This window comes from Nocardia sp. NPDC056541 (assembly GCF_042794235.1).
Lineage (GTDB): Bacteria > Actinomycetota > Actinomycetes > Mycobacteriales > Mycobacteriaceae > Nocardia.
The window spans coordinates 334,656-355,791 of the sequence record NZ_JBHTUD010000009.1 but is presented as its reverse complement, the minus strand read 5'-3'; the positions used below and the strand labels follow the sequence as shown (position 1 = coordinate 355,791).

Here is a 21,136-nt window from a genome sequence, read left to right as displayed (position 1 = left end):
ATATCCTGAATAGGTGCCGTTCCGGGTGCTGGCCGACGTTCTCGCCGTCACCCACGTCGCGTTCATCGCGTACGTGGTCGCCGGCGGCTTCCTGGCGTGGCGATGGCCCCGCACGATCGGCCTGCACGTACTGGCCGTGGCGTGGGGCTTCGGCACCATCCTGATCGGCTTCGACTGCCCGCTCACCTACGCCGAGAACTGGGCGCGCAGGCAAGCGGGGGTGGGTGAGTTGCCCGCCGCCGGCTTCATCGACCACTACCTCACCGGGGTGATCTACCCCGACAGCGCGCTCGGCTTGGTGCGGGCACTGGCGGCGCTGGCGGTGCTCGTGTCGTGGCTGGGCTACGCGCGCCTGCACCAGCGCCGGCTCAGTTCACGTGCCGTGTGATCTCCTGCGCCACCGCGGCGTGCTGTTCGTCGAGGTAGAAGTGCCCGCCACCGAACGTGCGCAGGCTGAACGGCCCGTCGGTGACCGCACGCCACTGTTCGGCCTGGTCCACCGTGGTCGTCGGATCCTCGGTACTCACCAAGGCGACGACCGGGCAGCTCAGCTGTGCTCCCGGCCGACGCCGATAGGTCTCGACCGCCTGGTAGTCGGCCCGCACGGCGGGCAGCACGAGATCGGCCAGGCCCGGTTCGGTGCGCAGCAGTCGCACCGGTGCGGGATCGTTCGCCAGCCGCTCCAGCTCGTCGATGAGCGCGGTGTCCGATCCTCTGTGTAGCCGTCCGGTTTCGACGAATTCCGGTGCGGGACGACCGGAGACGATGAGGACGCGGGGCGGTTGCCCGGCGGCGGCGAGTCGCAGTGCGGTCTCGTAGGCCACGGTCGCGCCCATGCTGTGCCCGAACAGCGCACGGGCCGGTCCCGGCTGCCGCGCGATGTCCGCGGCGATCCGGTCGGCGAGCAGATGCAGGTCGGTGATCGTCGGATCGCCGAGCCGGTCCTGCCTGCCGGGATATTGCACCGCCGTCACTTCGACACCGGCGCCGATGTGTCGCGCCAACTCCCGATAGAAGGTCGCCGATCCCCCGCCGGGCGGAAAACACGTCACCCGACCGCGGGCCGCCGCCTCCGATCGCAGGATCCGAACCCACTCCGTCGCAGCCGTATTCACGCCCACATCACACTCCTCACCCTCTCCACCGCAACTAGGCTGGTCGATGTGACCACCGCGCAGCAGCTCGTCCACGCCTACGAGACGGGACTGGGACTCCCGCCGTCGAGCGATGCCGACGTGCCGGATCCCGGTGCGCGGTTGGCGGCCACCCTACCGGTGTGGGCGCTCGCGGCGGGTTCGGTCGCGGCAGTGAGCGCGGCCGCCAACCGGGTCAGAGTCGCACGCGGCCTGCCCGCGCGCCCCGTTCGCCTCGATGCCGACCGGGTGACCGCGGCGTTCAGCAGTGAACGGTTGTTCCGGCGGGGCGGTAGCGCGCCCGCGTTCTTCGCCGAGCTGTCCGGCTTCTTTCCCACCGCCGACGGATGGGTGCGCACCCACGCGAACTACCCACATCACCGCCAGCGCTTGCTGCGCGCGCTCGACCTCCCGGCAGCCGGAGACGCCGCCCAGCTCACCGCCCGGTTTTCCGCGATGAAGGGCGCCGAGATCGAAGATGCCGCCGCGGCCGTGGGCGCCATCGCGGCACGAGTCCGCACCGAGGGCGAATGGGCGGAAAGCCCGATGGGCCGCGCGGCCGCTCTCGGAGCATTGGTCGCCGTCGACGCCCGCGACGCCCGCACATCCGCCCCACCGTGGCCAGGGGCGGGCGAGCGCGCCGCTACCGTCGAGCGACCGCTGACCGGCCTTCGCGTGCTCGACCTCACCCGCGTCCTCGCGGGCCCGGTGGCCACCCGAACGCTGGCCTTGCTCGGCGCCGACGTGCTGCGGATCGACCCACCGCACCTGCCCGAAATCGACTGGCAGTTCTCCGACAACTGCCAGGGCAAACGCTCGACCTTGCTCGACCTGCGCACCGACCTGGCGACCTTCGAGATCCTCCTCGACGAGGCCGATGTACTGGTCACCGGTTACCGCCCGGGTGCCCTCGCCGCGGCCGGTGTCCGCGCCGCCGGACGTCCCGGCTTGATCGAGGCCACGGTCTCGGCCTGGGGTACGAGCGGGCCGTGGGGCGAGCGACGGGGCTTCGACAGCATCGTCCAAGCGGTGTCCGGCATTTCGTTGCTCGAGGGAGCGCCCGATCGGCCCGGCGCACTGCCCGCCCAGGCACTCGACCACGGGTCGGGCTACCTGCTGGCCGCCGCCGTCATGGATGCCCTGCTGGCTCGCGCCGGCGACGGGTTCGGCCGCAACGTCCGAGTTTCCCTGGCACGCACCGCATCCTGGCTCCTGACCGCGGACGACCGCTGCCCCGGCCACCCCGCGCCGACACCGCCGGACCCGGCGTCGACCGTCACGCACAGCGAACTGGTCACGGCCGCACCGGCATTCGCCGACTACGACGACTACCGCTGGCCCGCACCACCTTACGGATCAGCGCAACCGTTCTGGGTCGAAGCACCCGATCATTACCACCGCCCGTGACCAGCCGGGTCACTTCCCCGCGAGCGCCCGGATCGCCACAGTGAGCTGATCGCCATCGACAGCCACCTCACCCGGGTCCAGCAGCCACAGCATCCCGAGCCCCTGGGCGATCACGAAATACATCCGCCCGATCGCCGCGGCCTGTGCCGCGTCGAGCTCGGGGTGGGCCGCCTGCACATGGGCACCGAGGTCGGCGAACGCCCCGGACAGCTGGTCGCCCAGCTGCGCTCGTGCGTCGTCGGAGCGCACGATCCGCACGATGTTCTCCAGGCTGGCCAGCATCGCCTCGTGATTGCCCGCGAACACCTCGGGCATCCCGTTCCACAGCAGCGCGAGCCCCTCCAGCGGTGACTTGCCGGTGCCCGCGGCGATCAGCTCGTCCATCGCATCGCCCATCCCGGTGCCGAGCGCCTCGCTCAACGCCTCGGTGACGAGGCGATCCTTCGACCCGAAGTGGTAGCCGATCGCGGCCAGGCTCACCCCCGCCGCGGCGGCGATATCACGCGCGGTCGCCTTCGCGACGCCGCGCTCGAGAATCACTTTGCGCGCCCCCGCCAGTAGGTCTTCTCTGTTTCCCATGCTCAGCAGCCTACCCGACCGTCTAAGACATTTGTTCTAGACATACGTGCCAATCTCTGTTAGACATATGTCTAAGACATTCGTACATCAGACGGGAACCACCATCATGAGCATCACCAGCACCCTCCACGTTCTCGTCTCCGGCGGCGGCATCGCCGGCAACGCGGTCGCACTCCAGTTGCTGCGCACCGGCATTCGCACCACCGTGGTCGAGCGCGCCGCGGCCCCCCGCCCCGGCGGCCAGGCCGTCGACCTGCGTGGCCCGAGCAAGGAAGCCGCTGAGCGGATGGGCCTGAGGGAAGGCATCGCCAAGTACCAGCTCGACGAGCGCGGCATGTCCTACATCGACGGCGACGGCAAGATCTACGCCAGGATGGCGATGGAGGACTTCGACGGGCAGGGCGCCGTCGCCGAAATCGAGATCACCCGGGGCGACCTCAATCAAGTGCTCCTCGACGCGCTGGCCACCGCCGACAACGGTCAGCTGGACTACCGCTACGACGAGTGGATCGACCAGGTCGTCCAGGACGACACCGGCGTGGACGTCACGTTCGCCTCCGGGGCCACCGAGCGGTTCGACCTGGTGATCGGCGCCGACGGCATCCACTCGGCGACGCGGCGACTGGTCTTCGGGCCCGAGGAGAAGTTCAGCACCAACCTCGGCGGCTACGGCGCCTTCTTCACCATGCCCAAGCCCGCCGATGTGGAGCCCGGCTGGTTCAGCATGCGCCTGGTGCCCGGCGCCATGCTCGGCATCCGTCCCGACGCCGACCCGAGCACCGCCAAGGCGATCATCACCATGCGCACCGAGCCGGACCCGGCGCTGCGCCGCGACGTCGACGCCCAGCGCGCGCTGATCAGGAAGACGATCGGCGACGCGGGCTGGCATGCTCCCGCCGTCCTCGCGGCGATGGAGACCACCCCCGACTTCTACTTCGACGAAGTCGCCCGCGTCGACGTTCCCGAATTGTCCGTCGGCCGTGTGACACTGATCGGCGACGCGGGCTACTGCGGCTCACCGCTGACCGGCATGGGCACCGCGATGGCCATCGTGGGCGCCTACATCCTGGCCGCCGAGATCGCGGCCACCCCGGACGATCTGGCCGCCGCGCAGCGGCGCTACCAGGACAAGATCTCGCCGTTCCTCGACAAGGCCAAGGAGATCCCCGGTGGCGGCATGGCGATGATGATCCCGAAGTCCCCGCTGTTGACGCGGCTCGCCAAGACGAACGTGCGGCTGATGATGTCGCGCCCGATGCGTCCGCTCACCAAGAAGATCTTCTTCGGCCACACCGAGGAATTCGCCCTCCCGACCTACTGACCACCCGCAGACTGGCCGCGGACCTCGACAGGTCCGCGGCTACTCTCGATGACGTGCCGCAGAAGATCATCCTCGACGTCGATACCGGAATCGACGACTCCCTGGCCATCCTCTACCTGCTGGCCTGCGACGACGCCGAGATCATCGGCATCGCGGCCACCGCGGGCAACGTGGACGGCGCCCAGGTCGCGGCGAACACCCTGGCGATGCTCGACCTGGGCCGGGCACCCGAGATCGAGGTGGCGCTCGGTGCCCCCGAACCGCTCGCCGTGCCCTTGCGCACCACCGAGGACACCCACGGTCCGCAGGGACTCGGCTACGCCGTGCTGCCTGTGTCCTCGCGTGCGCTGTCGCCTCGATCGGCGGCCCAGCTCTGGGTGGACCTGGTTCGCGCCGCGCCGGGCGAGGTGATCGGCCTGTGTACCGGTCCGCTGACCAATCTCGCACTGGCCCTGCGCATCGAACCCGAGCTGCCGCGCCTGCTGAACCGTCTCGTCATCATGGGCGGCGCGTTCAACCACCCCGGCAATACGACGCCGACCAACGAGTGGAACATCCACGTCGACCCCGAAGCGGCCAAGGAAGTGTTCGACGCCTTCTCGGCGGCGCCACCGGAGCGCAGGCCGCTGGTGTGCGCGCTGGATATCACCGAGTCCATCGAGATGCTGCCCGAACACCTCGCCCTGCTCGCACAGGCGGCCCGCAGCGCACCGATCGAGCATGTCGGAGCGGGTGATCCCCCCGAATTCCGTTCGGCGGCCAGTAATCCGATCATCCGCTATCTCACCGACGCGGTGCGGTTCTATTTCGACTTCCACCACCAGTACGACCTGGGATATCTGGCCCACATGCACGACCCGTTCGCGGCGGCGGTCGCGCTCGACCCGACCTCGGTGACCACCCGCCCGGCCACCGTCGACGTGGAACTGGCCGGCACCATCACCCGTGCCACCACGGTCGCCGACTGGGCGGGCATGTGGGGCCGAGAACCCAACGCCGACATCGTGATCGGCACCGACCCCGCCGTCTTCTTCGAACGCCTCGTCACCCGCGTCGGCGCCCTGGCCCGCCGCCTCTACCCGGAGCAGTCATGACCGTAGACACTGTCGCCTACCTCGCCGACTTCCGCGCGCGCTACCAGCTGCCCGCGATCATCGACGTCCACACCCACTTCATGCCCGACCAGGTGATGCGCAAGGTCTGGGCCTACTTCGACACCGCGGGGCCACTGACGGGCCGACCGTGGCCGATCACCTATCGCGACGACGAACAGGTGCGCCTGAAGACCCTGCGCGACTTCGGCATCCGGGCGTTCACCTCCCTGGTGTACCCGCACAAACCGGAGATGGGCGCCTGGCTCAACGACTGGACCGCCGAGTTCGCCGCACGGACCCCCGATTGCCTGCACACCGCCACCTTCTACCCCGAGCCGGACGCGCCACGCTACGTTCGCGAGGCCATCGACCGTGGCGCGCGAGTGTTCAAGGTGCACATCCAGGTCGGCGTGTTCTCGCCCTTGGATCCGCTGCTCGACCCGGTGTGGGCGATCCTCGCCGAAACCGGCACGCCCGTTCTGATCCACTGTGGATCGGGCCCCGCCCCCGGCGAATTCACCGGGCCCGCGCCCATCGCCGAACTCCTGCGGCGCTTCCCGACCCTGCGCTTGATCATCGCGCACATGGGGACCCCCGAGTACAGCGAGTTCCTCGACCTGGCCGAGCAGTACCCGCGGCTCTACCTCGACACCACCATGGTGTGGACCGATTTCAGCGAAGGCGATGCGCCCTTCCCACCCGCCGAACGAGAACGCCTGCGCCGCTTCGCCGATCGCATTCTGTTCGGCAGCGACTTCCCCAATATCCCGTATCCCTACGCCGAGTCCGTCGCCGCACTGGAACGCCTGGACGTCGGTCCGGAGTGGCTGCGCAAGGTCTGCCACGACAACGCGGCGCGGTTGTTCGAGCTCGACTGATCAGACGGGGATCCCCATCCCCTCGGCCAGCAACGGCCAGGAGTTCTTGAAGGCCTTCTGCCAGTAACCCCACGAGTGGGTGCCCTGGGTCGACAGGTCGAAGGTCGCGGGAATGTCCAGTTCTTCCAGGCGATTCTGCAGGTTCTTGGTGCACCAGCGGGTCGTGGCCTCGATGACGCCGCCGACGACGATCTGGTTGGCCAACCCGACCGGGCCCCAGGTCACCAGGTGCGAGTCACCGAGCTTGTCGAACTCGCCGGGTAGTCCGTTGCCGTTCGAGACGTAGAGCTTGGTCCCGCGCAGGCCCTCGGCGTTGACGACAGGGTCGTTGGCCGCCCAGGCCGGATCGCCGGGCGGTCCGTACATGTTCGACGCGTCGCCGCCGCCGGTTCCGACCACGACATTGACGAACTGCCTGCCCACCGGGTCGCTGATCTGGGCGCAGCCGCTGTAGGCGGCTACGGAGCGGAACAGGCCCGGCTTCGCGATCGCGAGCTGTAACACGGAGGTGGCCGTCATCGAGTTCGCCGCGATCGCGTTGCGCCCCGTCGTGGCGAACATCGTGTCGACGAGCGTGGGCAGTTCGTCGAGGAAGAAGGTCCGCCATTTGTTCACGCCCAGCATCGGATCCGGCTCGCGCCAGTCGGTGTAGTAACTCCACGCGCCACCGATCGGCATGACGACGTTGACGTCCTTGCCCGCCAAGAAGTCGACGACATCGGTGTTCTGTTCCCAGGTGGCAGTGTCTTCGCCGCCACCAGCGCCGTTCACCAGATACAGCGACGGCCGCGGCACCGACGTGTCGGCGGGGCGCTGAACCTTCACCGAGACCTCGCGTCCCATGGCGGCCGAGTGGATCCGCACGGTCACCTGCCGACCGTCGATCGAGGTCACCTCGGCCCGCGAACCATCGATTGTGACGGTCTGATTCACCACCGCGACAATCGGTTCCAGCTCTTGTGCGTGCGCCCCGCTGACGCCCGTCATCGAGCCCACCACGACGAGCACCGCCGAAACCGCGCTGCGGCACCTCACCGATCCAACCTCCATGCGAAAACCGACCGCTCAGTGCGGCTCGTCACAATATCGGGCCGGATCACACTGTCGTTACCGGTTTCTTACCGATTTGTCACCGAACACAACGCCGATTCGGTGAATCAGCGTGCCGCGACGGTGAATCGGGCCCGTCGATGAGCGGGCCGCTCCGCCTCGTCGAGCAATGCCACCGCGAAGTCCTCCATGGAGATCGCCGAGACGCCGTCCGCGTCGACCAGCAGTTCGTCGGCACCGACCCGGTACCCACCGGTGCGCTCCCCCGGAATCAGATCAGCGGGCGGGCTCAGATAGGTCCAGTCCGCCACCGCGTCCGATCGGCACGCGGCGAGCTGATCGGCGCACGCCTGTGCGATCGCCGCGAGTTCGGCCGGGAACTCCGGGGTTCGGCTCAGCGGCACCCCGGCGCCGGGAACCGTCAGCGTCGCCGCACCACCGACGACCAGCAGCCGCACACCGGCGCGTGCGACGCCGTCGAGCATCGCCGCCGCGACGGCAGGCAGTTCGGATTCACGTCCCACCGCGGGCCGGGTCGCCGAAATCACGAGATCGTGTCCGGCGCTGATCTTTTCGACGTCGTCGGCTCGGCTCGCGTCGCCGATCCGCACCCGCACACCGTCCGGAACCGGCATCTCCCGCCGCGACACCGCGGTCACCTCGTGCCCGCGCGCCACCGCCTCGGCGACGACCCGACTCCCGACGGCCCCACCGGCTCCGAACACCGCGATCCGCATGACCAATCCTCCTGCACGACAATCCGACTGCCTGACAGAGAGAAATATATCTTAATGTTGACTTAGTTAATGATGACTTATCTCACTCTCGAGATATCAGCGGCCGATGACCTCTGCCGCGTAAACGGCGAGGCGAACACGGTTGTCGGTGCCGGTCTTGCCGAGCAGGTTGGCGATGTGGGTCTTGACGGTGCTGACGCCCAGGTGGAGCTGGTCAGCGATCTCCTGGTTGCCGTACCCCTGGGCCACGAGACGAAGGACGTCGAGCTCCCGTGGCGTCAGATCAGGAGTGCGGACCAGCGCCGACGGCGCCGCGAGCGCCCGATCGACCAGGCGGCGCAGCAGCGCGGGCGAGAACATCAGATCGCCCTCCACCGTGCGCCGGATCGCATCGAGCAGCACGGCGGGCTCGGTGTCCTTGACGAAATAGCCCGCGGCCCCGGCCGACAGCGCGGGAAACAGGTGTTCGTCATCGTCGAAAGTGGTCAGCACCAGCACTTTCGCGCGTGGTGACGCGGCCAGGATCTGCCGGGTCGCCGCGACACCGTCGAGTCCTGGCATCCGCAGGTCCATCACGACCAGGTCGGGCGCGAGCTCGGCGTAGAGCCGCACCGCCGCGACACCGTCGGCCGCCTCCCCGACGACGGCGAGGTCGGTGGTGTCCTCGATGAGCATCCGCAGGCCCGCGCGCACAAGGCGCTGATCGTCGACCAGCAAGACCGTGATCACGACAGCCCCATTCCCCTCGTGGTGTCCGGCAGCCGAGCGCGCACTGTCCACGTCGCGTCGCCGTTCGCGACCGTACCGACGGTGAGAGTGCCGCCGGCGAGTTCGGCGCGCTCGCGCATCCCGACGATTCCGTGTCCAGGAGGCGCCGTCGCCCCGTCGCGTCCGCCGTTGACGACTTCGATGGTGACCCCGCCTTCGCACCGGAGAATTGCGAACCGTACCGGCACATCACGAGCCGCGTGTTTCATCACGTTGGTCAGCGATTCCTGGACCAGACGCAACAGCGTGAGCCTGCTGATCGCGTCGAGTCCGCCGAGGTCGGTGTCGATTTCGGTCACGACAGTGAACCCGGCAGCACGAGCCCGAGCGAGCGCGGCCTCGACCTCGGTCGTGACCGCGTCGGAGTCGACCAGGGCGACCGTGCCGAGGGCCGGATCGCGCAGGGCGGCGAGCAAGCGGCGAATGTCGGCGAGCGCATCGGCCGCGGTGTCGCGCACATCGTCGAGCACCGCGACCACCCGCGGATCGGCTTCGCGCACAACATGTCCCGCCACCGAGGTCCGCAGCACGATCGAGGCCATATGGTGAGCGACCACATCGTGGAGCTCCCGCGCCAGCGCGGCGCGCTCGTCGAGGCGGGTACGCGCTTGCGCCTCCTCGGCGCGCACGCGCAGATTCTGCGCCAGGTCACGCTGCCCCCGCAGGTACAACCCGAGCAGCAACGGAAGTCCCACATATGCCGCGGCCTCGACGAGGGTCGACGCCCGCCCGATCGAGTTGTCGTGGAGGCCGACCCGCCCGAGCGTCACAGCCGCGGCCCAGCCCGCGGTCGACACCGCGACCGTCGACCACCGGTGGGTGCGCGCCACCACATCCACCAGGGCCACCGCGCCGAGGTACGGCGCCAGCCCGGACACTCCCCAGGCATCGGTGCGCAGCATCGGCACAGCCAGCGCCGACAGCGCGAGCGACACCGCGAGCGGCCACCGAGCGCCGGCCAGAAACACCACGGCCGCGGTCATCGCCAGCAGCCAGTAGTGCGGCGGCACGCGGTACTGGCCCGGGTAGGTGCTGGCCAGCAGCAACACCGGGATCAGCGCCAGCGGCAGCCACCGCAGCAGCCCTCGCCAGTCGCGGTGGGCGCGGATGTCGATCACGCCCCCACGGTAAGCGACCGAGTGGTTCGGGCCGCGCGAGTAGGCGGTCGGCGCGCCCGTGCGAGAGCGGGCGCGATCCGCGAGGGGGCTCGATCGGCGAGCCGTTCTGGATCGGCTCCAGTACCAGGCGAACCGCGTGCGCGCAAGGGCCGCGCGGGTGGAATCCGGCGGATCGAGTCGGGCCGTTCGGCGGAGTCCCCGCCGCCGCCCCCGAACGAAGCTGGAGGTTCCCGCACAGAAGGAGCACACGTGGTCTCGCGACGAGGATTTCTCACCGGGCTCGCCCTCGCACCGGTGGCGTACGCGGCCGGGTGTTCGATCCGCCCCTCGGCACCTGATTCAGCACCCGGGTCGACGCGACCGTTGCCGATCCCACCGCTGGCCGCATCCACCGCCGGCGCGGACGGCGTCCGCCGATTCACGCTGCGGGCCCAGCCGGGCACGACCGAGATGATCCGGGGCAAGCAGACCCCGACATGGGGGTACAGCGGTTCGGTCCTCGGACCCACCGTGCGGGCTCGACGCGGCGAGAAGGTGGCCTTCACCATCACCAACGACCTGCCCGAACCCACGTCGGTGCACTGGCACGGCATGCACCTGCCCGCGAAGTTCGATGGTGGCCCCCATCAGATGATCGCGCCGGGTGCCCAGTGGGCGCCGCAGTGGACCGTGCAGCAGCAGGCCGCGACGCTCTGGTACCACCCACATCCGCACGGCGCGACCGAAAAGCATGTCCAGCGCGGCCTTTCCGGCTTCTTCCTGATCGACGACGACGCGTCGGACGCCCTGGATCTGCCGAAAGACTATGGCGTCGACGACATTCCGCTGGTGATCCAGGACCGCCGGTTCACCGCCGACGGCGCCCTCGACGATTCCGACGCCACCGACGTCGGCCTGCTCGGCGACACGATCGTCACCAACGGCATCGCGAACGCCCACCTGCCCGTCACCACCGACCGGGTCCGGTTGCGGATCCTCAACGGCTCGTCGGGCCGGCTCTACCAGCTCGCCTTCGGCGACGGCAGAACGTTCCAGCTCATCGCCACCGACGGCGGTCTGCTCGCCGAACCCGTTGCGCTGAAGCGGATTCAGGTCAGCCCTGGCGAGCGTGTCGAGCTGGTGGTCGCCCTGGATCCGGGCGAGAACGTCACGTTACGGTCGCTGCCGATCACCGAGCGCGCGGGTATCGACCGCGCGGGCGAGTTCGGTTTCGACGACACCTTCGACATCCTGACACTGCGTGCCGGCGCCACCGTGCGACCCTCCGCCGCACTACCGGCGACGCTGATCCCGATGCCCGCCCTCGCCGCCGCGACCACCCCACCGACCCGTTCGTTCGACCTCCAATGGTTCATGATCAACAATCGCCGCATGGACATGAATCGCATCGACATGACCATTCCCGTCGACACCACCGAAGTCTGGACGGTCCGCAACAAGGACAACTGGCCCCACAACTTCCACGTCCACGACGTCCAATTCCAGATCGTCGCCGTCGACGGAACACCGCCTCCCCCAGCCCTTTCCGGCTGGAAGGACACCGTCTACACGACCCCGGGCGCCACCTACACCCTGGCCATGCACTTCGCCGACCACACCGACCCCACCTATCCGTACATGTACCACTGCCACCTGCTCCACCACGAAGACCAGGGCATGATGGGCCAGTTCCTGGTGCTGGCCCCCGGGCAGCAACCCGCACCTGCGCTGATGGACATGGACATGGGAGCCATGGATCACGGCGGATCGTGACTACAGTCGAGGGATGGGCATCGAGTGTTCTGACATCGTTGCAACACCCCGATCCGACGTTTTCGCCTGGTTCGCCCGTCGCGGTGCGTTCACGCGATTGGCGCCACCATGGCAGCCGGTCACCCTGATCTCCGAAGCCGATTCGCTGGCCACCGGGCGAGCGGTGCTCGGCCTGCCCGGCGGGCTGCGCTGGATCGCTCAACACGACCCCGAGCAGTATCGGCCGCCCGAGCGGTTCGCCGATGCCGTCGCGGCGGGCGGACCGGCCTCGTGGCCGGTCTCCCGGCTGTTGCCGTGGCAGCATATCCACGAGTTCGCCGAGGTCGGCGCCACGCACACCCGTGTCATCGATCGGGTGCGGACGCCGATTCCGGAGTCGGTGTTGCGGCCGATGTTCGAGTTCCGCTATCGCCAGCTCACCGACGATCTGGCGAGCCACCGCCGTGCGGCGCAGGCCGGCCTGCCGACCACGACGATCGCGATGACCGGCGCGTCAGGGCTGGTCGGCTCCGCGCTGAGCGCCTTCCTCAGCACTGGCGGCCACCGCGTGGTGCGGTTGGTCCGCCATCGCGCACAGCATCCCGACGAACGACAGTGGGACCCCGACGCGCCCGCCGCCGACCTGCTCGCCGACATCGATGCCGTGGTGCATCTGGCCGGGGCGTCGATCGCGGGTCGATTCACCGCCGCGCACCGGCGTGTGGTGGCCGACAGCCGCATCGAGCCGACCCGGCGGCTCGCCGAGCTGGCCGCGGCCTCGGGCGTCGAAACCTTTGTCAGCGCCTCCGCCATCGGTTATTACGGCTATGACCGTGGCGAGCAGGCGCTGACCGAGAAGTCCGAGCGCGGTGACGGATTCCTGGCCGATGTGGTCGAACAGTGGGAGGACGCGTGCGAGCCCGCCGCGGTGGGCGGAGTCCGGGTCGTGCGGGTGCGTACCGGCATCGTGCAGTCTCCGCGTGGGGGCACCCTGCGGTTGCTGCGGCCGTTGTTCAGCGCCGGTCTCGGCGGTCGGATCGGGGACGGCCGGCAGTGGTTGTCATGGATCGGTATCGACGATCTCGTCGATGTCTACCACCGCGCCCTCTGGGACGACACGCTGGCCGGTCCGGTCAATGCCGTTGCGCCACAGCCGGTTCGCAACAGCGAGTACACCCGCGTGCTGGCGCGAGTGCTGCATCGCCCGGCGCTGCTGCCGGTCCCGAGCTTCGGCCCGGCGGTACTGCTGGGCAAGCAGGGCGCGCGCGAACTCGCCGAGGCCAGTCAGCGGGTGACGCCGACCCAGCTGACGAAGGCCGGGCACATTTTCCGGAGCGTGGATTTGGAGCAGACGCTGCGGCACCTGCTGGGGCGGACGGCGGGCTGACACGGTCCGGCACCGGTCCTCGCGAGCGGACGATGCGTGTCAGCGAGTTCGCCGACGTGGGAGTCGACTAGTTCCTGTATCGCATCGCCTGCGCATCGTTCGATGGTCGGCAGGTCAGATCGCGCGGTTGTGTCCAGCCGGGAGCGCGGTTGATCGGCGACACCGAGGCGCAAACATGATGTCCCCGAACGCATTCAGCGCAGCGCGTCGACCGCGGCCGTCAGGCTACCGATCCGCTCGACCGTGTCGGGCAACAGCACGGCGTCCCAGCCCGGCCCGCCGACGAGCACCCGGGCGCCGGACCCCGCGCAGGCGAGCACCGCCGAGGTCAACGCGGTCGACTCACGTTGCGACCACAGCAAAACCGAGGCCTCGTTCGAATGCCGGGCGAGCGCATCGGACAACGCGACCGTCGGCACGTCAGCGCCCAGCATGCGCGCACCTACCCCGGCCTGCGCCAAAGCGGCGCGCAGCACATCGAGCGGGAGCGAATGCGTTTCGCCGCTGGTGCACGCGAGCAGCACGGGCGCGCTGCTGCGCGCCGGTCTCACCTGCTGCATGACCGCCGCGATGGACCACGACAGCAGGTGTTCGACGTCGATGCAGCCCTCACCGCCGCCCTGGCGCGCGACGATATCGGTGAACGCGGGGCGGCACAGGGCCTCCCAGGTCTGTACGACGCCATGAGCCCGCACATGGGCGTCCAGATGGGCACAGACGGTGGTGGTGTCCAGCGCGAACGCCGCGTCGAGCAGGCCGGCACGGTCACCGAGGGCAGGCGCGGGTCCACGGGCCGCCGCCGCGGCCCCGGCGGGACTCGCGCCCCCGCCGATCAGCTCGAGCATGTGCTCGAGCACAGCGATATCGGTGTCGGTGTAGAGCCGATGGCGGCCGGGCCGATCCTGGGCGGGACCGATGCCGTACCGGCGATTCCAGCTCCGCAGGGTCGCGGTCGGGATGCCGAGACGGTCGGCCACCGCGCGAACCGTGAAACCGGCCGCGGCGGAGACAGGAGCAGAACCGGCGGGCATCGCCTCATTCTGCCCGGAACGCCTCGGCGGGCGTGTCACGGCCCGGCCTCCGCGCGTCGGCGCCCGGTCTCGCCCGTCGAGCCGACAACCCGCTGAACCGTCCACATCATGCATCAATAGTGCATCAATTACTGTTAGCATGGAAGAACACCGACTACGCGAGGAGTTTCCTGTGCGCACCCGATTCGGCCCGTGGACCACCGCCTTGCTGATCGCCGCCGGCCTCACCGTGGCAGGCTCCGGCTCCGCGGCCGCCGAGCCACCCGCACCGGTGCCGACCCTGGACCTCGACCGCTATCTCGGCGATTGGCATCAGCTCGCGGCAGTACCGCAGGTGTTCAACCTCAATTGCGCACGCGACACCTCCGCGAACTACAGCCTCGACGCGCGCGGCGACATCGCCGTCCACAATCGCTGCCACACCTGGAGTGGCGGCGTCGACGAGATCCGCGGTACCGCGACCGTGAACGACCCGGTCACGAACGCGCAACTGCACGTGAGCTTTCCGGGCGTCATCGGCCAGGACGGGCGCGAGGGACCGACCAACTACCTGGTGACCGCACTCGGCCCGGACTACTCGTGGGCCCTGGTCACCTCGCCGAGCAGACTGTCGGGTTTCGTCCTCTCCCGCACCCCGGCCCTGGACGAGAGCACCTGGCAGCGGATCGACGAGGCGATCAGAATCGCGGGCCAGGACCCGTGCATCTACCTCACCTCACCCACGACCGGCGGCCGCGAGGGTGTGCTGCCCCTCTGCGCACGATGAGCGTCGCGATCGCTCTGTTCACCCGCGACCTGCGCGTTCACGACAATCCGGTACTCACCGCGGCCGTTCGCGAAGCCGACCGGGTGGTACCGCTGTTCGTCGTCGACGAGGTATTGGTGCCCGATCGCTGCCCGCCCAACCGCGCGCACTTCCTCGCCGCCGCACTCGCCGAACTCGACAAGGAGCTGCGCTCGCTCGGCGGACCGCTCGTCGTGCGCCGCGGCGCGGTGGCTGATGTCCTCGACCACGTGATCGAGGAGACCGGCGCCACGAGCGTGCACCTGGCCGAGGATGTCAGCCGCTACAGCAGGCAGCGCGAGCAGGCGCTGCGCCGCAACCCCGACATCGTCGTGCACTGCCATTCCGGTTCCGTCACAGCCACCTCCGCCGAACTCGTCCCGTCGACCGGACGCGATCACTTCGCCGTCTTCACCCCCTATTTCCGGCGCTGGAGCGCGGCCCACCGCCGCACCCCGCTGCCCGCGCCCCGCTCGCTGTCGGTGCCGCCGATCCACAGCGAGCCGCTGCCGGAGCCGACGGATCTCGGTTCCGGGCAACCGTCGCCGCAATTGCGGGTCGGCGGGGAATCCACCGGACGTGCGCTGCTGCACGACTGGCTCGACGGCCCGATCACCGGCTATGCCCGCGACAACGACGATCTCGCCGCCGACGCCACCTCCCGGCTCTCGCCGTACCTCCACTTCGGGTGCGTGTCCCCCACCGAGGTGGTGCGCCGGGTCGATACGGCGGCCGACGGCGGACTCGCCTTCGTCCGGCAGCTGGCCTGGCGCGATTTCCACCATCAGGTGCTCGCCGCCCGTCCCGATGCCGCCTGGTCGGACTACCGCACGCGGGTGGCCGCGGGCCCCGACGACGAACAGGCCGTCGCGGCCTGGCGAGACGGGCGCACCGGCTACCCGATCGTCGACGCGGGTATGCGGCAGCTCCGTGCCGAAGGCTGGATGCCGGGGCGAGCACGGCTGATCGCGGCGAGCTTTCTCGCCAAATCACTGCGCCAGGACTGGCGGGTCGGCGCGGCCCACTTCCTGCGCTGGCTCGTCGACGCCGACCTCGCCAACAATCAGCTCAACTGGCAGTGGGTCGCGGGCACGGGCACCGACACCCGGCCCAACCGGGTCCTCAATCCGCTGCGCCAGGCCGAGCGCTACGACCCCGACGGCGTCTATGTGCGGCGGTGGCTGCCCGAGTTGGCGCACCTGCCCGGTGCGAGCATTCACCGACCGTGGCGCGCGGCCATCGACCCGGCGGACTATCCCGCGCCGATCATCGACTGCGTGGGCAGCTAGACCGATGAATTCCGGCTGCGGAGATCGTCTTTTCCACAGACGCAACCGCAGAGGAGTCGCCATGCCGCTTCATGGTCAGGGATCGCCCGAGCACAGGGTCACCGTCGGTGACGTCGACCTGTGTGTGAGCACCTTCGGGGACCGGCGCCATCCCCCGGTGCTGCTGCCGAACACGTCGAGACTGTTCTGGGAGGACCGGTTCTGCGACCGGCTCGCCGACGCGGGCCGGTTCGTGCTGCGCTACGACATTCGCGATACCGGCCGGTCGACCGCCTCCGCGCCGGGCGCTCCCGGCTACAGCCTCCGGGATCTGGTGGCGGATCTCGTCGGGCTGATGGATGTCTTCGAACTTCCGCGAGCCCACCTGGTGGGTTTCTCGGTGGCCGGATGGATCTGTCAGCTCGCTGCCCTCGACCACCCCGATCGGGTATCCGCCCTGACGCTGATCAACACCCGTCCGACCGCCCCCGGCCCGGCGGACCCGGATCTGCCCGAGCACTCGGACCGGATCATGGCGTTCTTCACCGAGAGACCCCACCCGGACTGGTCCGACCGGGCGGCGGTGATCGATTACGGCGTGGAACAGGCCCGGGTACGCGCGGGCACACACGGATTCGACGAACTGCGGGCCCGCCGGCACGCGACCCACATGGTCGACCGCACCACCGACATGGCCTCCAGTGTGCTCAACCTGGCATATGTCGAGGCCGGCGACCGGTGGCGGGAACGTCTGGGCGAGATCGCCGTGCCGACCCTGGTCGCGCACGGCACCGATGACCCGTTCTTTCCGTACGGCAACGGAGAGGCCATGGCTCGCGAGATCCCCGGCGCCGATCTGCTCCCGCTGACCGGCATCGGCCACGAACTTCCCGACGTCACGTGGGATCGACTGCTCGCCGCCATACTGGTGCTCCACCCGGAATCGGTGGCCGAGGACGCCGTCGGACGAGGGTCGTCCGGTTCGACGCCCGGGCGCTAGCACCGTGTCGGGAATATCGACGGCCAAGGTCGGCAATCCGAACCGCCGAGCCAGCCGAACTCCGTTGCATCCAACATCTACGCGGCACCTCGCCGCCTCGACGGAAGTGACGGAACCACCATGCGATCCTTGCCAAAAGCCCTCGTTGCGGCGATGCTCCTCGGCTCGGCACTCGGCCTCTCTGCCTGTTCCGACGACGACTCGAGCACCACGTCCGCGAGCTCCTCCGCGCCGATGACGTCGGCACCGATGACCACCGGCGCGTCCGCGGCCGCCGACCTCGTCGGGCCCGGTTGCGCGGCATATGCCGCCCAGGTTCCCAGTGGTCCCGGCTCGGTCAGCGGGATGGCCCAAGAGCCGGTCGCCGTCGCCGCGTCCAACAACCCGATGCTCACCACGTTGACCTCGGCGGTCTCGGGCAAACTCAATCCCGACGTCAATCTCGTCGACACCCTCAACGGTGGCCAGTTCACCGTCTTCGCGCCCGTCGACTCGGCGTTCGCGAAGATCGATCCGGCTACGATCGACTCGTTGAAGACCGACTCGGCTACGCTCACCTCGATCCTCACCTATCACGTGGTGCCGGGCCAGATCGCGCCGCAGAGCATCGCGGGCACGCACAAAACTGTCCAGGGCGCCGACGTGACGGTCAGCGGCTCGGGTGACACATTGAAGGTCGGCGACGCGAATGTGATCTGCGGTGGCGTGCGCACCGCGAACGCCACCGTGTACATGATCGACAGCGTGCTCATGCCGCCCGCGGCGTGATGACGGCGACGGCGCTTTTCCCGGCGTCGCCGCGGAAATTTCCCGGCGGCGCCCATCCGAACCCGAAGGCAGGCCGAAATCCCTCTCATGCTGATGCAAGCAGGGACCCTCCGATGACGGCCCGGCGCGGCTCCGCACCGATCAACCTGCGATCGGTCACCGAGCCCGCTCCGGCCTGCCCGACGGGCGACCGCCGCGACCATGCCGTCCAAGAGCAACTGGTCGACCTGCTCGACGACGTCGCGGCAGGCGATCGGGCGGCGTTCGCCGAGTTCTACCGCGCCACGAGCCCGCGGGTGTTCGGGCTCGCGCTCCGCGTGGTGCGCAACCACGGCGCCGCCGAGGACATCGCTCAGGAGGTGTTCCTCCAGGTCTGGTCGCTGGCCGGACAGTACGACGCGACCAAGGCCAGCCCGATCGGCTGGCTGATGATGCTGACCCACCGGCGCGCGGTCGACCGGGTACGGGCCGAGCAGTCGGCCACCCGCCGCGACATCGTGTTCGGCCACGCCCACCTCGGCCGCGACCACGACGTCGTGGCCGAGGAGGTCACCCAGCGTCTCGACGAGCAGTCGGTGCTGGACTGTCTGCAGACCATGACCGAACTCCAACGCCAAGCGGTGGCGCTGGCGTACTACGGCGGGCGCACCTACCTCGAGGTTTCCGAGACCTTGGCGGTGCCGTTGCCGACGGTGAAGAGCCGCATCAAAGACGGCCTGAAAAGGCTGGAGAACTGTTTGACCGGAGGGAATACCCGATGAGCGAGACCGATCGGCGGACCCCTTGGTCGTGGCTGGACGAGGCTTACCCCTATGCCATCGACGCGCTGGATCCACCACAGCGACAGGCGCTCGAGGAGTGGCTCGACGCCGCAGGCCCCGACCGGGTGGCCGAGTTCCAGGCCGCCGTTCGCCGCATCCAGGAGACGATGGCGGACCTGACCGTGTTCGACTCGGTCCCGCCACCGGCACGCCTCGAAACCGCGCTGATGCGAGCACTGGACCGGTACGACACACAGCCGTCTCCGCTCGCGCGGCGCGGCGCGACCGGCAGACGCTGGCACCTTCGATGGTTGACCGTCGCCGCGGCGGCGATCGTGGCGGTCGGTGCCGGTGCCGGTATCGGGGTGGTGATCGAACGCGCGAACGACGGGACGGGTGCGGTCACCGCGCAGCAGGTGCTCGACCAGCCCGACAGCCGGGAGTCCTCGGTGGCGGTCACCGGTGGCGGCGCGATGACGGTGTACGAGTCGAAGTCGCTGGGCGCGGCCGCGGTGTCGTTCCAGGACATGCCCGCGCTGCCTGCCGACCGCGCGTATCAGCTGTGGCTGATCCGCGCGGGGACACCGACATCGGTGGCGGTGATGGACGGTCCGGCCTCGGTCGTGACCACGGTCGACGTCGCCGACACGCTCGCGGTGACGGTCGAACCCGCCGGTGGTTCACCCGGGCCGACCACCTCCCCGATCGTCAGCATGACAGTCGGCTGACCCGCTGCGGCGGGCCGTGCCGACACTCGAAACCCCAGGAGTGACAGCATGGTCCGCCGTTTTAGCTTCACCCGTCGCCATCCGGGCCGGTTCGCGGCGGCAGTCGCGGCCGCGGCCGCCGCCGCGCTGGTCCTCGGCGTCGGACACCTCGTCGCCGTGTTCATCGACCCGGTGTCCTCCCCCTTCTTCGTCCTCGGTGCCACCGTGGTCGATCACACGCCGAAGTGGTTGAAGGACAGCGCGATCCGCTGGTTCGGCACCAACGACAAACTGGCACTCGCCGTCACTATGGCCGCGGTCATGGCCGTGGCGGCCGCGATGATCGGCTTGGTGGCCCGCCGCAGCCCGGCGTGGGCGGCCGGTCTGCTCGGCGCTCTCGGTATCGTCGTGAGCGGCTTGGCGCTGCTCCGCCCCACCGCCACACCGCTGTTCGCCGTTCCGGCGGTGGTCGGTGCACTGACGGGGATGGCGGCGCTGTGCGCGCTGTTCCTCGTGCCCGCCGAGGCCGGCCGGGGGGCCGGGCCGACGCGGCGCGGGTTCCTGCTCGCTCTGACGGCAGTGACGGCCGGCGCAGTGGCGGCCGGGGCGGCGGGCCGAGTCATCGGTAGCCGTCTGCGCGATATCGCCGCCGACCGGGCGGCTTTCGTACTCCCCCGGGTCGCGGCGCCGGTGCCACCGGTCACCCCCGAGATGGACCGAGTCGTGCCCGGGCTCACCCGATTCATCACTCCCGCACCGGATTTCTATCGCGTCGACACCGCGCTGCAGCTTCCGTCGCTGACTCGCGCGCAGTGGCGATTGCGCATCCACGGGATGGTGGAGCGCGAGATCCGGCTCGACTTCGACGAATTGAGCGCCCGGCGCGCGGTCGAGTCACTCATCACGCTCACCTGTGTCTCGAACGAAGTCGGCGGAGACCTCGCCGGAACCGCGCTGTGGACCGGTTACCGACTGGCCGATCTCCTGGCCGAGGCGGGACCCTCCCCCGATGCCGACATGATCCTGTCGCGCAGCGTCGACGGATTCACCGCGAGCACGCCATCGGCCGCTGTGCTGGGCAACCCCGACGCCCTGCTCGCCGTCGCGATGAACGGCGAGCCACTGCCTGTCGCTCACGGCTACCCGGCCCGGATGATCGTGCCCGGTCTCTACGGCTACGTTTCGGCCACCAAGTGGGTTGTCGATCTGGAACTCACGAGATTCGACCGCGCACAGGCGTACTGGACGCAACGCGGCTGGGCGACTCGGGCACCGATCAAAACCGCATCCCGGATCGACGTCCCGGCGGCATTCGCGCACCTGGACGCCGGACCGGTGATCGTGGCAGGCGTGGCGTGGGCCCAGGGGCGTGGAATCGACGCCGTGGAAGTCCAGGTCGACGACGGACCGTGGCAACCGACCACACTCGCCGCCGCCTACTCCCTCGATACCTGGCGCCAGTGGACCTGGACGTGGGATGCCTCGCCCGGCACCCATTCGCTTCGGGTGCGCGCGGTCGACGCCACCGGATCGGTGCAGACCGACGCCAGGGCGACCCCGTTCCCCGACGGCGCGACGGGCAGGCACTCGCGCGTGGTCATGGTGCGGTGAGCG

The 21,136-nt window shown here is 69.4% G+C and carries 21 protein-coding genes; 14 read left to right on the top strand and 7 right to left on the bottom strand.

Features of this window, described 5'->3' with window-relative positions; all coding sequences use genetic code 11:
• Positions 1-13 precede the first annotated feature (13 nt).
• Entirely contained in the window at positions 14-388 is a 375-nt protein-coding gene (locus ACFQ9R_RS18605) for a DUF2784 domain-containing protein (protein ID WP_378992013.1), read from the top strand.
• Here the strand turns inward: ACFQ9R_RS18605 and ACFQ9R_RS18600 are convergent.
• Entirely contained in the window at positions 369-1,115 is a 747-nt protein-coding gene (locus ACFQ9R_RS18600) for a thioesterase II family protein (RefSeq protein WP_378992056.1), read from the bottom strand. The genes ACFQ9R_RS18605 and ACFQ9R_RS18600 overlap by 20 nt on opposite strands.
• Before the next feature lie 48 nt (positions 1,116-1,163).
• Here ACFQ9R_RS18600 and ACFQ9R_RS18595 point away from each other — a divergent pair, with 48 nt between their 5' ends.
• Entirely contained in the window at positions 1,164-2,540 is a 1,377-nt protein-coding gene (locus tag ACFQ9R_RS18595) for a CoA transferase (RefSeq protein ID WP_378992012.1), read from the top strand.
• Positions 2,541-2,549: 9 nt separating this feature from the next.
• Here ACFQ9R_RS18595 and ACFQ9R_RS18590 read toward each other — a convergent pair whose 3' ends face one another.
• On the bottom strand, positions 2,550-3,119 hold the full coding sequence (locus tag ACFQ9R_RS18590; RefSeq protein ID WP_378631336.1) for a TetR family transcriptional regulator: 570 nt from the start codon (positions 3,117-3,119) through the stop codon (positions 2,550-2,552).
• A 106-nt stretch (positions 3,120-3,225) separates the two neighbouring features.
• Here ACFQ9R_RS18590 and ACFQ9R_RS18585 point away from each other — a divergent pair, with 106 nt between their 5' ends.
• From ACFQ9R_RS18585 to ACFQ9R_RS18575, 3 genes are read left to right on the top strand one after another with little or no spacing between them, the layout of a single operon-like run.
• A complete protein-coding gene (locus ACFQ9R_RS18585; RefSeq protein ID WP_378992010.1) occupies positions 3,226-4,440 on the top strand; it encodes an FAD-dependent monooxygenase in 1,215 nt (404 codons plus the stop codon).
• 53 nt (positions 4,441-4,493) lie between these two features.
• Positions 4,494-5,534, top strand: a complete 1,041-nt coding sequence (locus tag ACFQ9R_RS18580; protein ID WP_378992008.1) for a nucleoside hydrolase — start codon at positions 4,494-4,496, stop codon at positions 5,532-5,534.
• Entirely contained in the window at positions 5,531-6,412 is an 882-nt protein-coding gene (locus ACFQ9R_RS18575) for an amidohydrolase family protein (RefSeq protein ID WP_378992006.1), read from the top strand. Before ACFQ9R_RS18580 ends, ACFQ9R_RS18575 begins: the two co-directional genes overlap by 4 nt.
• On the opposite strand, the gene ACFQ9R_RS18570 is transcribed toward ACFQ9R_RS18575, so the two are convergent.
• From ACFQ9R_RS18570 to ACFQ9R_RS18555, 4 genes are all read right to left on the bottom strand, one after another.
• Entirely contained in the window at positions 6,413-7,462 is a 1,050-nt protein-coding gene (locus ACFQ9R_RS18570) for an alpha/beta hydrolase (protein WP_378992004.1), read from the bottom strand.
• A gap of 107 nt (positions 7,463-7,569) precedes the next feature.
• Positions 7,570-8,199 (bottom strand): NAD(P)-dependent oxidoreductase, encoded by a 630-nt coding sequence (locus ACFQ9R_RS18565; RefSeq protein ID WP_378992003.1) that lies wholly within the window; start codon positions 8,197-8,199, stop codon positions 7,570-7,572.
• A gap of 96 nt (positions 8,200-8,295) precedes the next feature.
• Entirely contained in the window at positions 8,296-8,928 is a 633-nt protein-coding gene (locus ACFQ9R_RS18560) for a response regulator (RefSeq protein WP_378992002.1), read from the bottom strand.
• Positions 8,925-10,085 (bottom strand): sensor histidine kinase, encoded by a 1,161-nt coding sequence (locus ACFQ9R_RS18555; RefSeq protein WP_378992001.1) that lies wholly within the window; start codon positions 10,083-10,085, stop codon positions 8,925-8,927. Before ACFQ9R_RS18555 ends, ACFQ9R_RS18560 begins: the two co-directional genes overlap by 4 nt.
• 249 nt (positions 10,086-10,334) lie before the next feature.
• Between ACFQ9R_RS18555 and ACFQ9R_RS18550 the strand changes: the two genes are divergently transcribed.
• Together ACFQ9R_RS18550 and ACFQ9R_RS18545 are read left to right on the top strand one after the other, a co-directional pair.
• Positions 10,335-11,837 (top strand): multicopper oxidase family protein, encoded by a 1,503-nt coding sequence (locus ACFQ9R_RS18550; RefSeq protein ID WP_378992000.1) that lies wholly within the window; start codon positions 10,335-10,337, stop codon positions 11,835-11,837.
• Positions 11,838-11,850: 13 nt separating this feature from the next.
• On the top strand, positions 11,851-13,203 hold the full coding sequence (locus tag ACFQ9R_RS18545; protein ID WP_378991999.1) for a TIGR01777 family oxidoreductase: 1,353 nt from the start codon (positions 11,851-11,853) through the stop codon (positions 13,201-13,203).
• Positions 13,204-13,397: 194 nt separating this feature from the next.
• On the opposite strand, the gene ACFQ9R_RS18540 is transcribed toward ACFQ9R_RS18545, so the two are convergent.
• Positions 13,398-14,234 carry a MerR family transcriptional regulator gene (locus ACFQ9R_RS18540; protein ID WP_378991997.1) on the bottom strand — a complete coding sequence of 279 codons (837 nt, stop codon included), beginning with the start codon at positions 14,232-14,234 and terminating at the stop codon, positions 13,398-13,400.
• Between the two features lie 172 nt (positions 14,235-14,406).
• On the opposite strand from ACFQ9R_RS18540, the gene ACFQ9R_RS18535 reads away from it, so the two are divergent.
• From ACFQ9R_RS18535 to ACFQ9R_RS18505, 7 genes are all read left to right on the top strand, one after another.
• On the top strand, positions 14,407-15,000 hold the full coding sequence (locus tag ACFQ9R_RS18535; protein ID WP_378991996.1) for a lipocalin family protein: 594 nt from the start codon (positions 14,407-14,409) through the stop codon (positions 14,998-15,000).
• A complete protein-coding gene (locus tag ACFQ9R_RS18530) occupies positions 14,997-16,307 on the top strand; it encodes a cryptochrome/photolyase family protein (RefSeq protein WP_378991995.1) in 1,311 nt (436 codons plus the stop codon). The genes ACFQ9R_RS18535 and ACFQ9R_RS18530 overlap by 4 nt, the downstream gene beginning before the upstream one ends.
• A 61-nt stretch (positions 16,308-16,368) precedes the next feature.
• Positions 16,369-17,286: an alpha/beta fold hydrolase gene (locus ACFQ9R_RS18525; RefSeq protein ID WP_378991993.1), complete on the top strand. Its 918-nt coding sequence runs from the start codon at positions 16,369-16,371 to the stop codon at positions 17,284-17,286.
• A 120-nt stretch (positions 17,287-17,406) separates the two neighbouring features.
• Positions 17,407-18,054, top strand: a complete 648-nt coding sequence (locus tag ACFQ9R_RS18520; RefSeq protein ID WP_378991992.1) for a fasciclin domain-containing protein — start codon at positions 17,407-17,409, stop codon at positions 18,052-18,054.
• A gap of 113 nt (positions 18,055-18,167) precedes the next feature.
• Complete coding sequence (gene sigK, locus ACFQ9R_RS18515; RefSeq protein ID WP_378991991.1) at positions 18,168-18,815, top strand: ECF RNA polymerase sigma factor SigK; 648 nt, start codon at positions 18,168-18,170, stop codon at positions 18,813-18,815.
• Positions 18,812-19,543, top strand: a complete 732-nt coding sequence (locus ACFQ9R_RS18510) for an anti-sigma factor domain-containing protein (RefSeq protein ID WP_378991990.1) — start codon at positions 18,812-18,814, stop codon at positions 19,541-19,543. Before sigK ends, ACFQ9R_RS18510 begins: the two co-directional genes overlap by 4 nt.
• 48 nt (positions 19,544-19,591) lie before the next feature.
• Complete coding sequence (locus ACFQ9R_RS18505; protein ID WP_378991989.1) at positions 19,592-21,133, top strand: molybdopterin-dependent oxidoreductase; 1,542 nt, start codon at positions 19,592-19,594, stop codon at positions 21,131-21,133.
• The last annotated feature ends 3 nt before the right edge of the window (positions 21,134-21,136 follow it).